Annotated in this window: 12 protein-coding genes; 10 read left to right on the forward strand and 2 right to left on the reverse strand. The window is 45.5% G+C overall.

What is annotated here, in order from left to right; translation table 11 throughout:
* The first annotated feature begins 6 nt into the window (after window positions 1-6).
* The 7 genes from D0C36_RS06620 to D0C36_RS06650 all read left to right on the forward strand — a co-directional run bounded on the left by D0C36_RS06620 (window position 7) and on the right by D0C36_RS06650 (window position 8,619).
* Window positions 7-1,167: an HU domain-containing protein gene (locus D0C36_RS06620; protein ID WP_117390758.1), complete on the forward strand. Its 1,161-nt coding sequence runs from the start codon at window positions 7-9 to the stop codon at window positions 1,165-1,167.
* Window positions 1,164-1,877 (forward strand): MotA/TolQ/ExbB proton channel family protein, encoded by a 714-nt coding sequence (locus tag D0C36_RS06625; protein ID WP_233524426.1) that lies wholly within the window; start codon window positions 1,164-1,166, stop codon window positions 1,875-1,877. Before D0C36_RS06620 ends, D0C36_RS06625 begins: the two co-directional genes overlap by 4 nt.
* Window positions 1,874-2,275 carry an ExbD/TolR family protein gene (locus tag D0C36_RS06630; protein WP_117390759.1) on the forward strand — a complete coding sequence of 134 codons (402 nt, stop codon included), beginning with the start codon at window positions 1,874-1,876 and terminating at the stop codon, window positions 2,273-2,275. The genes D0C36_RS06625 and D0C36_RS06630 overlap by 4 nt, the downstream gene beginning before the upstream one ends.
* Before the next feature lie 94 nt (window positions 2,276-2,369).
* Complete coding sequence (locus D0C36_RS06635) at window positions 2,370-3,182, forward strand: TonB C-terminal domain-containing protein (protein ID WP_117390760.1); 813 nt, start codon at window positions 2,370-2,372, stop codon at window positions 3,180-3,182.
* A gap of 236 nt (window positions 3,183-3,418) precedes the next feature.
* Window positions 3,419-4,723 carry a bifunctional folylpolyglutamate synthase/dihydrofolate synthase gene (locus tag D0C36_RS06640; protein WP_117390761.1) on the forward strand — a complete coding sequence of 435 codons (1,305 nt, stop codon included), beginning with the start codon at window positions 3,419-3,421 and terminating at the stop codon, window positions 4,721-4,723.
* 201 nt (window positions 4,724-4,924) lie between these two features.
* Window positions 4,925-5,914 (forward strand): L-glyceraldehyde 3-phosphate reductase, encoded by a 990-nt coding sequence (mgrA, locus tag D0C36_RS06645; protein WP_117390762.1) that lies wholly within the window; start codon window positions 4,925-4,927, stop codon window positions 5,912-5,914.
* Between the two features lie 242 nt (window positions 5,915-6,156).
* Window positions 6,157-8,619 (forward strand): DUF5686 and carboxypeptidase regulatory-like domain-containing protein, encoded by a 2,463-nt coding sequence (locus D0C36_RS06650; RefSeq protein WP_117390763.1) that lies wholly within the window; start codon window positions 6,157-6,159, stop codon window positions 8,617-8,619.
* A gap of 5 nt (window positions 8,620-8,624) precedes the next feature.
* Here the strand turns inward: D0C36_RS06650 and D0C36_RS06655 are convergent, their stop codons facing one another.
* Together D0C36_RS06655 and D0C36_RS06660 are read right to left on the reverse strand one after the other, a co-directional pair.
* Window positions 8,625-9,692, reverse strand: coding sequence for a DNA polymerase beta superfamily protein (locus D0C36_RS06655; protein ID WP_233524428.1), 1,068 nt, complete (start codon window positions 9,690-9,692; stop codon window positions 8,625-8,627).
* Entirely contained in the window at window positions 9,689-10,441 is a 753-nt protein-coding gene (locus D0C36_RS06660; RefSeq protein ID WP_147321944.1) for a nucleotidyltransferase domain-containing protein, read from the reverse strand. The genes D0C36_RS06655 and D0C36_RS06660 overlap by 4 nt, the downstream gene beginning before the upstream one ends.
* Window positions 10,442-10,533: 92 nt before the next feature.
* Here D0C36_RS06660 and guaA point away from each other — a divergent pair, with 92 nt between their 5' ends.
* The 3 genes from guaA to D0C36_RS06675 are packed head-to-tail and all read left to right on the forward strand — an operon-like array spanning window position 10,534 to window position 14,472.
* Window positions 10,534-12,063: a glutamine-hydrolyzing GMP synthase gene (gene guaA, locus D0C36_RS06665; protein WP_117390766.1), complete on the forward strand. Its 1,530-nt coding sequence runs from the start codon at window positions 10,534-10,536 to the stop codon at window positions 12,061-12,063.
* Window positions 12,020-13,276, forward strand: a complete 1,257-nt coding sequence (locus tag D0C36_RS06670; RefSeq protein ID WP_117390767.1) for an ABC transporter substrate-binding protein — start codon at window positions 12,020-12,022, stop codon at window positions 13,274-13,276. The genes guaA and D0C36_RS06670 overlap by 44 nt, the downstream gene beginning before the upstream one ends.
* A complete protein-coding gene (locus tag D0C36_RS06675) occupies window positions 13,273-14,472 on the forward strand; it encodes an RsmB/NOP family class I SAM-dependent RNA methyltransferase (protein WP_117390768.1) in 1,200 nt (399 codons plus the stop codon). The genes D0C36_RS06670 and D0C36_RS06675 overlap by 4 nt, the downstream gene beginning before the upstream one ends.
* Window positions 14,473-14,674 lie beyond the last annotated feature (202 nt).

Here is a 14,674-nt window from a genome sequence, read left to right on the forward strand (position 1 = left end):
TAGCGAATGGATGTAGGCAATTATATAAGCGAACTGCTGGCGCAAAAAGGCGAGGTTAGCGTACCGGGTTTGGGATATTTTGCACATACCCGCGTTAACGGCTATTACAACGAGCGCGAAGGCAAATTTTACCCGCCCACGTACAGCGTACAATTTGATCCGCAGTTGATAGATGATGATACGCTGGCGCAATACATGGCCGAAAAAAAGCGGATTTCTGTAGCATCGGCAAAGTATTTTACCGAAAAATACATCAACAGCCTTAAACAACTGGCGCAAACCGAAGAGGCTGCACTGGCAGACTTGGGTTGGTTTTACATTGAGCAGGGCCGGTTATTTTTTAGCCCTAATGATGAGCAAAGTACCGATCTCAACTTTTTTGGATACGAACCGGTTGCCTTGAACAGACTTGATGGTGCACCTAAAGTTGAAAGAACTTTTGCGCCTACACCAACGCCTGCCCCAACGCCAGCAGCACCGTACACCGAACCCGAGACCTTTGCTGTGGCACCAGATGAGTACCCCGACAGAGACGATGACCTGCGTTACGAAACGGATGAAGAGTACGCAGCAAACCTTGCAGCAGAAGCCCGCGCACGCAAACGCCGTGGTAACTGGATACTTGCAGTAGCCATCATTGCATTTTTTGCGCTTGCTGTATTCCTGGTGTACCGCTATGATCCTACGATCTTCAACTTTGCATCGGTTAAAACAGCCGTTAAAGAAAAGCCCGCCGATACGATAATAAATGCAAGAGTGGAAACTATTGCGCCCGAGGATACCACACCCGCTAAAGATACCATGAAGGCTGCAACACAGCCTGATATGCAAACCGGTTTACCTAAAAAGGCAGATTCTACAACAGCAAAAAAAGAAGAGCCCGCAACAAATAATACACCCGTTGCAAAAGAATCTATAACCAGTTCACGTTATGAGATAATGGGCGGCTCTTTTAGAGATGATAAGGAAGCCAATACCGCTATAGCCAATTATAAAACATTAGGCATAGAGGCCCACATTGTTACCGACGCACCGGGCAAACGAAAAAAAGTGAGCCTGGGTACTTATAAAACACGCGCCGAAGCCGAAGACGCCCGCAAAGTGCTTGAGGCTAACAAAAAAGTTAATAAAGACATTTATACGTTAGAAATTAAACCCAAATTATGATGTTACTACTGCAGGTTGCAGATACTGCCACTAAATTAATTGATACCGCAAACCAGGCTGCAACGCAGCAATTAGCCAAAATACCCGAAGAGGAATTGCGTTTTGGCGACCTGCTGATAAAAGGTGGCTGGGTAATGATACCAATTGGTATACTGGCTGTTTTGGGCCTCGTGATATTCTTTGAACGTTTCTTCACTATCCGCAAAGCATCAAAAGACGAATCGCATGTAATGCAGCAGGTTCGCGGCAGTGTAATGTCGGGTAATTTGCAGTCGGCTATTGCTATTTGCCGTAACAGCAACTCACCGCTTGGCCGCATGCTGGAGAAAGGCTTGCTGCGTATCGGTCGCCCTATTAAGGATATTGAGGGCGCTATTGAGAACGTTGGCAAACTTGAGGTATCAAAACTGGAGAAAAACATCGGTATCATCGGTATAGTAGCTGGTATTGCGCCCATGTTCGGGTTCCTGGGTACTATTGCAGGTGTGATCAAGATCTTCTACGATATCTCTAAAACCGATAACATCTCTATGGGCGTTATCTCGGGCGGTTTGTATGTAAAAATGGTTACCTCAGCAGCTGGTCTGTTCGTGGGTATCATCGCTTACGTATGTTATCACATCCTTAACATGATGGTTGATAAAGTGATTCTTAAACTGGAGACCGATGCTATTGAGTTTATTGACCTGTTAGAGGAGCCAAGCAAATGAATTTAAGAAAACGAAACAGGGGTGCATCGGCAGAGGTACATACTTCGGCCATGAATGATATCATGTTCTTCCTGCTGTTGTTTTTCCTTATTGCATCAACCGTTACCAACCCAAACGTGGTAAAACTGATGCTGCCGAAATCATCAAGCGGGCAATCGGTATCTAAAAAAACCATCAACGTATCTATCGATAAAAACCTGGTTTATACTATCGATAAAAAACAGGTACCGGTGGATCAGTTGCAACCAACGCTGCAATCATACAAAAGCATGGCATCAGAACTGACCATCGTATTGTACGTTGACCGTACTGTAGCTATTCAGGATGTGGTAGCTGTAATGGACATAGCCCAAAAATTAAATATTAAAATGGTACTGGCCACCGAGCCGAAAGCATAGACAGGAAGCTGAAAGGTAAAAGCTAAAAGGTTAAAGGTGTTTGCGAGAATACCAAAACCCTTTACCCTTCACCTTTCGCCTTTCACCTTATAAAATGAACTACAGGGAAGAAAATAATTATCCGAAGGCGTTTGCTGCAACAGGTTTAATACTGGGCATTGTGATGGCATTGTGCTATTTCATTGTGTTCCAGATGCCGGTTAAGGAAGAAGATGGCACCGGTGGTATCCTTGTAAATTACGGCACGGTAGATGAAGGTATGGGCAATGATTACATGAGCACCGAAGAGCCTTCCGTAGCCGAAAAAGCCAACAGCACCAAACCCGATAAAGTTACCCCTGCCCCACCTACCGAGGAGAAAGTTGAGGCCGACCAAAGCGATAAAAACGTAGTTACCCAGGCTAATGAGGATGCACCCGAAGTTACTGCAAACTCTAAAGCGCCAAGCAAAACAGTAGCTACCACTCCAACAAAAACCGAAGCAAAACCAACTGTTAACCAAAACGCCCTATACAAAGGCAAAACCAACAACGGTACCGGCGAAGGCGATGGCACAGGCAGCACGCCCGGCAACCAGGGTAAAACCACAGGTACAACTCTCACCAATAACTATAATGGTACTGGTAGCGGCAATGGTGGCAATCTTAACCTTACCCAGCGTAGCTTTGTGAGTTCGCCGAAGGTTGATGCAGCAAACCGCTACAATGGTAAAGTAGTAGTTGATATTCTGGTAGATCGCGATGGCAATGTAGTACAAGCCACTGCCGGTGGCCGCGGCACTACCATTACCGATGCCGCGCTTCTCCAAAAATGTGAGGATGCTGTAAAACGATCTCGCTTCAATCAATCAGAAACAGCTCCTGAAACACAGAAAGGTACGCTGACTTTTGTGTTTAAAGTGAATTGATTTCAAAGTTGCGGTTACATAATTTTATCCGCGTTCCGTCCCATGAATGGGACGGCAATGAATATGGAACCCGTCCAACCCAAAAATATCATTGCCGTTCGGCTTTAGCCAACGGTTTTTTTATTACCGATACCTCCATAATTTTAAGTTACGCTGATGAAAGCTTATAAATCATAGCAAGATTTTATCTTAAGTTTGCATCGTCATCCGTAGCTATCGACTATGGACTATCGACCATGAACTACAACGAAACCCTCGATTACCTGTACACCCAGTTGCCGATGTTTACGCGCGACGGGGCATCTGCTTTTAAGAAAGACCTTACCAACACCCTTGCCCTTTGTGTGCTGCTGGATAACCCTCAGCATAAGTTTAAAAGCGTGCATGTGGGTGGCACCAACGGCAAAGGATCCACATCGCACATGCTGGCCGCCATTTTGCAGGTAGCGGGTTATAAAACCGGATTGTACACCTCGCCCCACCTGCGCGATTTCCGCGAGCGTATCCGTATAAACGGGCAAATGATCAGCGAGCAAAAAGTTATAGATTTTGTTGCCGCTAACCGCAAAGCATTTGAAGATATCCAGCCCTCATTTTTTGAAATGACGGTTGCCCTGGCATTTGATGTATTTGCCAAAGAGCAAGTTGATATTGCTGTTGTTGAAGTTGGCCTCGGTGGCAGATTGGATTCTACCAATGTCATCACCCCGCTCCTGTCCGTGATCACCAACATAGGTTGGGACCACATGAATATGCTGGGCAATACGCTTGAACTGATTGCGGGCGAGAAAGCAGGTATCATTAAACCGGGCATTCCGGTTGTTATCGGCGAGCGTCAGCCTGAGGTTGCGGATATATTTATACAAAAAGCCGGAAAAGAGGGAAGCGAGATAAACTTTGCATCTGATGTAAAGTCAATTAAGCTAAAAGCCGAAAGTCCAAAGTCCAAAGAAAAAGAGCTGCTGGATATTTCCGTTTCATCTTCAGGCTCAGGACTACAGACTTTAGACTTAGAGCTCGACCTAACCGGTACTTACCAGCTTAAGAATGTTAAAACCGTTTTAACTGCTGTTGATGAATTGCGTAAACAGGGTTTTAATATTACCGACGAACACATTACCACAGCGCTGAAACAGGTAAAAACCCTAACCGGCCTGCACGGCCGTTGGGAAACACTCAGCACCGATCCACTTACCATTTGTGATACCGGCCACAACCCGGAAGGCATACAGGAAGTAATGAAAAACATAGCATCTGTCAATTATGACCAGCTGCATTTTGTGATAGGTATGGTAAATGATAAAGACAGCAGCAAAGTACTCAGCATGCTGCCGAAAGATGCTACCTACTACTTCTGCAAACCCGATATCCCCCGCGGTTTAGATGCAACAAGTCTGCAGGAACAAGCCGCGGCGTTTGACTTAACAGGACAAACCTACTCAACAGTAAAAACTGCATACGAGGCCGCGCAACAAGCCGCCGGGAAGAATGACCTGGTATTTGTAGGCGGAAGTACTTTTGTGGTGGCAGAGGTGGTCTGAACTTATCTCACTTGTCATTCTGAGCGACAGCGAAGAATCTAACCGCGTTTCACCAACACGTCATTGCGAGGTACGAAGCAATCTCTTTGAGCATGTCCCCTATGCAAGGTGTATAATTGTCCTGAAGAGATTGCTTCGTACCTCGCAATGACGCGCTGAGGATTAGCCAAAAAATCTTACTTTAGCCCAAAACCAAAACTCATGACCTATCTCCCATCATCAGAAAGATATAACAAAATGCGTTACCGCCGCTGCGGTAAAAGCGGCATTAAACTGCCCGAAATTTCATTAGGCCTATGGCACAACTTCGGCCATGTGGATGTGATGGAGAACTTCCGCAAGATACTGCACCTGGCTTTTGACAGCGGTGTTACCCATTTCGACCTGGCCAACAATTACGGCCCGCCCCCAGGTAGTGCCGAAGAGAATTTCGGTAAGATATTGAAAGATGATTTCCGTGGCTACCGCGATGAGATGATCATCAGCAGCAAGGCCGGTTACACCATGTGGGATGGCCCTTACGGCGATTGGGGTTCAAAGAAATACCTGGTTGCCAGTTTGGACCAAAGTTTGAAACGCATGGGACTGGATTATGTAGATATTTTCTACCACCACCGCCCCGATCCCGAAACACCATTGGAAGAGACCATGGCAGCGCTTGATCTGATAGTCCGCCAGGGCAAGGCCTTGTATGCGGGGATCTCTAACTACCCGGCAGAAGAAGCGGCAAAAGCCATTGCGATATTGAAAGAGCTGGGTACACCCTGTTTAATTCATCAGCCTAAATACTCCATGTTTGTTCGCGAGCCAGAAGAAGGTTTGCTGGATGTGTTAGGCGAAAATGGCGTGGGTTGTATCCCATTCTCGCCATTGGCACAGGGTTTACTCACCAACAAATACCTACACGGTATCCCTGAAGATTCACGCGCAGCCAAATCAACCGGCTTTTTACAGGAAGGCCAGGTTACTGACGAGGTTGTAGCCAAAGTAAAACAGCTGAATACTTTAGCCACAGAACGCGGACAAACCCTTGCACAAATGGCTTTAGCCTGGTTGTTGAAAGATGAGCGCGTAACATCTGTACTCATCGGCGCCAGCAAACCCGAGCAACTGGCCGATTCGTTAAAGGCATTGGATAATATCAATTTCTCGGGAGAGGAATTGGAGCGGATAGAGGGGATATTGAAATAGAAATACTCTAAAGCGACCTGTCATTGCGATCCGCCGGCTGGCGGAGTGGCAATCCCCTACTTACAGAGCCGCTCTGTAGGTAGGGGATTGCCACGTCGCTATCGCTCCTCGCAATGACGGTTTTATTGAATATCACAAAGGCGTACTAAAAAAGTACGCCTTTTTATTTAACAAATATTAACGGGCAGCATCTAAACGTTACAAACAATAAAACCCATATTAGCGCTAACTTAAACACTTTCATGAGAAACGCCCTGCTGCTTGTACTGCTCACGCTATTTATATCCCCCGTTTTTGCGCAAACCTATATTGTAAAAGGGAAAGTAACAGATGGCACCGGTAAAGGTATTCCGTTTGCTTCTGTTTATATACGAAATACTACCAAAGGGACATCAGCCAACAGCGATGGCAGCTACAGCCTTACGCTGCCCTCCGGAAAGTATGAGGTAATATTCAAAGCCGTAGGGTACAAACAGGTAAGCGATATTATAACACTTGGTTCAGACATCATATTGGATGCTGCACTCGGAGTGGAGCAATACCAACTCAACGAAGTATCCATAAAATCTGGTGGTGAAGACCCTGCTTACGACATCATCCGCAGGGCCATCAAAAAACGAAAAACCTATCTTAACGAAGTAAATGCCTACACCTGCGAGGTATATATAAAAGGCCTGCAGCGCTTGTTGGCAGCGCCTAAGAAATTCATGGGGTTTGATGTACAAAAGTTCGCTCTGCAAAACGGCCTCGACTCAAACCGCAGGGGAATTGTGTACCTGTCGGAGTCGCAATCAAAATACAGTTTCATGAAACCCGATAAGGTGCACGAGGAAATGATCTCGTCTAAAGTATCGGGCAGTAACCGTGCTTTTAGCTTCAACCGCGCAAGCGATATTCAGGTAAACTTTTATGAGAACATGCAAAACTGGGACGGTATAAGCAACCGCCCTGTGATATCGCCAATCGCGGATAATGCCCTCAGCTTTTACAAATACAAACTGATAGGTGCTACCATTGAAAACGGCGAAACCATCAACAAGATACAGGTGACGCCTCGCAACGAGAATAACCCATGTTTTAGCGGGTACATCTACATTTTGGAAGATACCTGGCGCTTGCAAAGCCTGTCGCTGTATATCACCAAAAAGGCCAATATTAATTTCGTAGATACCTTGCGTGTTGATGAGCAGTACGTACCCATCAATAATAAGGTTTGGATGCCCGCATCTATGAAATTTGAGTTTAATGGCGGTTTTATGGGCTTTAAATTTGCGGGCTATTTTGTATCACTGTATAAAGATTATGACATCAATCCGCAGCTGGATAAAAGTCAGTTTAAAGAAACGCTGCGCATCAGCAAAGGCATCAACAAGATGGATTCGGTGTACTGGCAGCAGCAACGCCCTATCCCCCTTACCGACGAGGAGAAAACCGACTACAAAAAGAAGGAAGTACTGGCAGCCAAACGCGAATCGAAACAATACCTCGATTCGATTGATAACGAGAACAACAAGGTTAACGCAACCCGTTTGATACTGCGCGGTTATTACCACCGTAACCGTTTTAAGCACGAGTATTTTACTACCAGCTCGCTCATCAGCGCGGTGCAGTACAATACCGTTGAGGGGCTTTCGCTCAACTATGGCGGCTTGTTCAGCAAAGTGATAGACAGCTTAAATAACCGCCGTTTCGCGGTTTATGGAAACGCGCGATACGGGTTCTCAAACAAACTGTTCAACGCTTATGGCGGCGTGAGCATCCCTGTTGGCGAGGCTACTACACTGAACCTTTCGGGTGGCTCTACCATTACCGACCTTAGCGACAGGCAGCCGGCATCTACATTTGTAAACTCGCTTTATACCTTGCTTAATCGCCAAAACCTCGGTAAGCTTTACCAGAAGCAATTTGCTTCTGCAAGCCTAAGCACCCGCATTTATGGCGGCTGGAAAGCCAGTGCCTCTGCCGAGTGGGCTAATCGCAAATGGTTAGATAACACGGCTTATTACAGCTTATTCCACCCCAAAGGGCACGAGTTTACATCTAACAATCCATTGGTACCAGACGCTGATGTACCGCTGTTTGAGAATAATCAATCGTTCAAAGTATCAGTACGTACTACCTATGATTTCAGTAACAGTTACGAGACCTACCCAACCGGCAGGCGTTATCTGCCATCAAAATATCCGACAGTTGGAATCGGTTTCACTAAGGCCATCAAAAACGTATTCGGGTCTGATGCGGATTATAACCTCATAACCGCAGATATCACCAAGAGCGATATCCAGATGGGTTACTATGGCAAGTTCTCGTTCTGGGTAGGTGCCGGTAAGTTCTTCAATACTAAAAACATCTACTATACCGATTTCCACCATTTTGCAGGCAACCAGGTACTCGCTTATAAAGTAGGTATCGATAAATTCCTGTTGCTGGATTACTACACCTACAGCACCGGCGATAAATACCTGGAAGGCCATATAGAGCACAACTTCTCGGGCCTGTTCACCAATATGGTGCCAGGCTTGCGTAGCTTAAAGCTACAGGAGATAATCGATGTGAACTACCTTACTACCCCTAACCTAAAAAACTACACTGAACTGGGTTTCGGCTTCCAAACCAATTTTGGCTTAAGGGTGATGTATGGTACATCGTTTAACAACAGTGAGGTAAAGGCTAATCACGGGTTAAGGTTGGGGTTGAATTTTTAGGTATATTACTTATACAACTCATACCTTATTTCCGTCAGTATATTTTCAGCAACATCAACATTTGGACGTTCGGGTAGTTCGGATTTTTCGTACAGGCTTTTTATGTCTTCTAATTTGATATTTATCATTTCCATCAGGTCATCAAACTCAAAAGCGCCGGAGCGTATCTTGAGGAGAAAATCCCTATCACGGCGATGAACACGAACTTCGTGATGTAAGGCAATTTCCTCTGCCATGTTTAGCAATCTGAAAGTGTGCATCATGTTTTTGGCATCGTAATTTTTACCATGCGTTAATGTACTTTCGTACCGGGCCTGGTTACGCTTCTTTTCCCATTCAACATATTCCCTATAATCACGACAGTAAACAGAATATGCATCCTTATTGAAATTCATTGTGGCTAAAGGGTTAAAACCTTTTGGGATAGAACTCAACTGAACATCATCAGCCTCCGGGCCCGAAACGATGCCTTTAAAACTAACATCCGTATTAGCAGATGCTGCATAGATAAGATATACGTCTCTAAAATGCTCGATCTTAGTCAAACCACATTGCTGCTGTAATAAGTCGTGTCTTTTAAGCCAGTCTGATAAGATTATGCTGCCGTTATCCTGTATAACGTAACAAAAATCGAGTACAGACTTACGTTCCTTTTCAAAAGGATTATTTATTTTTTTGTTTAAACCTTTAGCTTTCTTTATCTGTGTTTGTGCATACCCGGCAAATGTATCAAGGCACAGTTTTGACAGAAAATCTGCGGGCTTTATTAGCTCTAATACCGGATGCTTGTATATGATATGCTGCTTGGGCGTGTTTAGCAATTCAAGTATATTAGGATTGTTCTTCGTCAACAATTCCAGGAAGCGCTTTATTTCAAAATACACTTCGTCATTGGTACTATTTGCTATCTGATCCTGATAATTAAATCCGTACAGATCACGTTGGGGCGTTATGAATATGCCCTTTTTATCTATGTCAGAAGATGGCGTATTAAGATTGTAGGCTGTACTGCCGCTTACGCAATCTAAAAGTATAATATCCCGCCTTTGTAACAGCTGCCCGTAAGTCATCATTTGATATACTTTCTAAATACGCTATCAAGTTGTGTAGCATCATTACGGATAGATGGCAGATCATCTGTAGCCACTTTTAAATCACTGAGCGTAGCTTGTAACCAGTTGTCCAATACTGAAACGCGTTTTATCAGTGTCTTTTCATCGTTAACACTTTTCAACTTCAGCAGTTCGTCGATGCTGGCTTGCACTTCGGGAATATCTATCAATTTCCTCAACTCACCGAATACCATCGGCGGCACTTCTCTTTTATCCACTATCCATTTACAGGCAAGAGCAGACCTTAAAGCATAACAATAACGCTTTATCTTCACTTCATCGGCCTGCAGATCATTATTCACTGTATTTAAAGCCATCGAAAAATAATGATGACCACCTGCCCGCAGCGAATAATATTTCGGCATTAATTGTTTAAGCCCGGCAGCCAAATCCGAATCATCTTTATAAACGATAGGTGATTGCAGCCATTCGTATAGCGGAGAATTTGACTTCAGGAATAATTTAAGCGATTTCTTCAGGTCCCACCCGCCAATATCCAACAGATCATTGATCGGTATATCGAGTACATCCTTAGTTTCGATTATACTCAAATACACATCCTTATTATGTGCATATATAAAGCGGACATCAAAATCACTGTCGGGCGATGGAAAGCCCCACGCCCTGCTTCCCGATTCGCAAGCGTAAAGTACCTTTATATTATGCTCTTTCTCCAGTCGGGCAAGTTCGTTTATTATCGTATCAACCATATTGCTGCAATTTACGATATTAACAATTTCACCGGCTGTATTTTTCTCCAATCTCCTTCCCCACAATCCGCCCAAAATCAATATCTTTGCCCATGCAAGAAAAAATCCTTATTCTTGACTTTGGCTCGCAGTTTACCCAACTCATCGCGCGCCGTGTCAGGGAGCTCAATATTTACTGTGAGATCCACCCTTTCAATAAATTTCCTGAAGTTGACAGCAGCGTAAAAGGCATCATCCTTTCGGGCAGCCCTTATTCTGTTCGCCAGGAAGATGCGCCTCATTTTGAGTTTGCCAAACACCATAAAACATTGCCTATCCTTGGCGTTTGCTACGGTGCGCAGTATGTTGCCCATTTCAACGGCGGCGAAGTACTGGCATCAAGCACCCGCGAATACGGCCGTGCCAACCTGGATTACATCGAACCAAATAACGTCCTGTTTAAAGATGTACCGCAAGGTTCGCAGGTATGGATGTCGCACGGGGATACCATTGCACGCATTGCTACAGATTTTGAAATTATTGCCAGCACCGATAGTGTAAAGGTTGCGGCTTACCATATTACCGGTACCCAAACTTACGGTATCCAGTTCCACCCCGAGGTTACACACAGCATCGACGGAAAACAGATCCTGCAGAACTTTTTGGTTGATGTTTGCGGTTGCGCACAGGATTGGACACCCGATTCATTCGTTGAGACAACTATTGCCGAGCTAAAAGCAAAACTGGGCGACGACAAAGTAGTATTGGGCCTTTCGGGCGGTGTAGATTCGTCAGTTGCAGCGGTGTTGTTGCACCATGCCATCGGTGCTAACCTGCACTGTATATTTGTTGATAACGGTTTACTACGTAAGGATGAGTTCCAGTCGGTATTAGATTCGTACCAGCACATGGGCTTAAACGTTCGCGGTATTGATGCCAAACAACGTTTCTATGATGCACTGGCCGGACTGACCGATCCTGAGAAAAAACGTAAAGCGATCGGTCGTGTATTCATCGAGGTTTTTGATGATGCCGCGCACGAGATACAAGGTGTAAGCTGGCTTGGCCAGGGTACTATTTACCCTGACGTTATCGAATCGGTTTCTGTTAAAGGCCCATCAGCTACCATTAAATCGCACCATAACGTAGGCGGTTTGCCTGATTTTATGAAGCTGAAGGTAGTTGAGCCCCTTAACACGCTGTTTAAAGATGAAGTACGCAAGGTAGGTGCCGCCTTAGGTATAGACCAGAATATATTAGGACGCCACCCTTTTCCGGGCCCGGGTCTGGCTATCAGGATATTGGGCGACATTACGCCTGAGAAAGTTGATATTTTGCAGCAGGCTGATGCAATTTACATCAACAATTTACGCTCTGCCGGTGTTTATGATAAAGTTTGGCAGGCAGGCGCCATCTATTTACCGGTACAATCGGTAGGTGTTATGGGCGATGAGCGTACCTACGAGAACGTAATATGCCTGCGCGCAGTAGAATCATTAGATGGGATGACAGCCGATTGGTGCCATTTGCCTTATGACCTGCTGGCCAAGATCTCAAACGAGATCATCAACAACGTAAAAGGAATAAACCGGGTAGTATATGACATCAGTTCGAAACCACCGGCCACCATTGAGTGGGAATAAGTGGTTATTATTTGTTTTAGCAGCGGTAATTGGTGCATGTTCGCCCAAGGTGAATCCTGTATCTAAAAACGGCGGTAAAACAACAACTGAAAAGTCTCCGGATAAAGATAAAGCTGCAGAAAAGCCTCAGACCAAAGCGCCTGAGGCAAAAGCTTCTGTAGTTTCCCTCATCCTGCCGCTTGGCTTAGATCATGCCGCCGCGGGCCAAAGCTATACACCTGTAAAACTCAGGTCGGCAAATATGTCGGTAGAGTATTACCAGGGTTTTAAGCTGGCGTTGGATTCTGTTACGGCCAACGGCGCAAACTTCAAAGTACAGATATTTGATACCAAGGATGATATGGCACAGGCACACAGCCTCGGCCTCAATCCGCAGGTAAAAACCAGCGACCTGATTGTAGGTCCGGTTTTTCCTGAAGATGTGAAGGCTTTTAGTGCAATGATGACTGCGCCGGGCAAGGCTATTGTTTCGCCCCTGTCTCCCGCATCGCCGGCCACATTCAAAAATCAGAACCTCATCACCATGACACCGCCGCTGGAGTACCATGCACGCGGCGCGGCAGAGTATGTGGCAAAGCAATTACGCCCCAAAAAAGTATTCATCCTTACCTCTGGCTTTAGCGACGAGAAAGCATACAGTTCGCCGTTTAAACGTACTATAGATAGCCTGAGCAAACGTAAGATACAAGTGATCACCACAACGGTTACCCGTGGAAATTTAACGCCGCTGGTAAAACAATTGTCGCCGTCAGACCAGAACATTTTCCTGGTGCCGTCAACCAAACAGGCATTTTTGATGGTGACTTTGCGATCACTGGATACCTTATCAAAGAAATATCCGGTTACACTATTCGGCCATCCCAACTGGGAGAAATTTGCGTTCCTGAAATCGGCTTTGCTGCAAAGGCTGAATACGCACATCACCTCATCTGACAAGGTGGATTACAAGAACGGCGACACCAACTCATTTTTGCGCAGCTACCGTCGTGCTTATCGCGCCGAGCCGACTGATTTTGCCATAAAAGGCTTTGATGAAGGCCTGTACTTTGCCAAACTATTGGCTGATGGTGAGGATATGAGCAAACCCAAACTTGACGATTTTACAGGCTTGCACAACAGTTTCCACTTTGTAAAAGTACCGGGGCAGGGATGGGTAAATACGCATGTGGATATACTGCGATATGAAAATTTTGATTTAAAGAAGGTTAAATGAAAGCGGTAAACCAGTTAAAGACGTTTCAGCGGATATTGAGCGAGTACCCCGCCGACACGCCTTTAAGCAAATTTTTGCCGGGCTTTTATCGCCAGAACAAGCAAATGGGCTCTACCGACCGCAAGGTTGCGGGTCGTTTGATATATAATTATTTCAGGCTGGGCCGTGCCTTGCCCAACCTGCCTGCCGAAGACCGCCTGATGGTTGCCGAGTTTTTCTGCAACACGCAAACCAACTCTTTCCTGCAGCATTTTAAACCCGATTGGGCAGCCTGCGTTGGTTTTAATATTGATGAAAAGATTGCGCTGGTAAAAACCACCTATCCCGATTTTAAACTGGAAGATGTTTTCCCGTGGAGCAAAGAACTGTCTGAGGGCATTGACAAACAAGCTTTCCTGAAATCGTTCTTCGTACAGCCCGATCTGTTTATCCGTGTAAATAAAGGTTTTGAGCAACAGGTTAAAGCAGAGCTTACTAAAGCCGATATAAAATTTAAGGACGAGGGTAACAACTGCCTCTCATTACCGAACGGCACCCGTTTGGATGTAATATTCCCAAAACAACATTGGTTTGAGGTGCAGGATCTGTCGTCGCAACAAACGGCTAATTACTTTAAGCCAAACCGTTGGGATAGCTGGTGGGATGCCTGCGCAGCATCGGGCGGTAAATCATTGCTATTGCATAGCCTTCAGCCCGATATTAAACTGGTGGTATCAGACATCCGCGAGTCTATCCTGTCCAATCTTGATGAGCGTTTTCAGCAGGCAGGCCTCATGAAATACCAAAAAAAGGTAATGGACCTGATGCAGAACAACGAGCAGTTGCTGTATAATTATGCCTTTGACGGCATTATCCTCGATGCTCCTTGCAGTGGCTCGGGCACCTGGGGCCGTACGCCGGAGATGATCAGTCAGTTTGAACTGCACAAAGCCGACTTTTTTAAGCGCCTGCAGCAAGGCATCGCCACAAACGTTGCCAAACACTTAAAACCGGGTAAACCGTTGATCTACATCACCTGCTCGGCGCTAAAAGCCGAGAACGAGGATGCGGTTACTTACCTCACTAATGAGTTAGGCCTTGAACTGGAAGAGCAGCAGGTTTTGAAAGGTTACAGCCATAAGGCAGATACGATGTTTGTGGCGAGGTTGGTAGCCAAGGCCCCCCAGCCCCCTGAAGGGGGAGTTGAAGAGGAATAGTTGTCCTTTTTTATAATAATCATGTCATTTCGAACGAGCGACAGCGAGGAGAAATCTTCTACGCGCGATGCTCACGGTTGCTAATCCCCGAGTAGAAGATTTCTCGTCGCCCCATTGCGTGATCCCACCCTTCTGCTCGCTCAAAATGACTGGTTTTATTGTATATCCATTCGTTAAAAAATGTTAATCATTTCATTCCTCG

It is taken from the genome of Mucilaginibacter conchicola, from assembly GCF_003432115.1.
Taxonomy (GTDB): domain Bacteria; phylum Bacteroidota; class Bacteroidia; order Sphingobacteriales; family Sphingobacteriaceae; genus Mucilaginibacter; species Mucilaginibacter conchicola.

Bases quoted from the DNA above. Each gene is read 5' to 3' on its own strand.
- D0C36_RS06620 (WP_117390758.1), top strand. From the start codon at position 7: ATGGATGTAGGCAATTATATAAGCGAACTGCTGGCGCAAAAAGGCGAG.
- D0C36_RS06625 (WP_233524426.1), top strand. From the start codon at position 1,164: ATGATGTTACTACTGCAGGTTGCAGATACTGCCACTAAATTAATTGAT.
- D0C36_RS06630 (WP_117390759.1), top strand. From the start codon at position 1,874: ATGAATTTAAGAAAACGAAACAGGGGTGCATCGGCAGAGGTACATACT.
- D0C36_RS06635 (WP_117390760.1), top strand. From the start codon at position 2,370: ATGAACTACAGGGAAGAAAATAATTATCCGAAGGCGTTTGCTGCAACA.
- D0C36_RS06640 (WP_117390761.1), top strand. From the start codon at position 3,419: ATGAACTACAACGAAACCCTCGATTACCTGTACACCCAGTTGCCGATG.
- mgrA (WP_117390762.1), top strand. From the start codon at position 4,925: ATGACCTATCTCCCATCATCAGAAAGATATAACAAAATGCGTTACCGC.
- D0C36_RS06650 (WP_117390763.1), top strand. From the start codon at position 6,157: ATGAGAAACGCCCTGCTGCTTGTACTGCTCACGCTATTTATATCCCCC.
- D0C36_RS06655 (WP_233524428.1), bottom strand. From the start codon at position 9,692: ATGATGACTTACGGGCAGCTGTTACAAAGGCGGGATATTATACTTTTA.
- D0C36_RS06660 (WP_147321944.1), bottom strand. From the start codon at position 10,441: ATGGTTGATACGATAATAAACGAACTTGCCCGACTGGAGAAAGAGCAT.
- guaA (WP_117390766.1), top strand. From the start codon at position 10,534: ATGCAAGAAAAAATCCTTATTCTTGACTTTGGCTCGCAGTTTACCCAA.
- D0C36_RS06670 (WP_117390767.1), top strand. From the start codon at position 12,020: ATGACATCAGTTCGAAACCACCGGCCACCATTGAGTGGGAATAAGTGG.
- D0C36_RS06675 (WP_117390768.1), top strand. From the start codon at position 13,273: ATGAAAGCGGTAAACCAGTTAAAGACGTTTCAGCGGATATTGAGCGAG.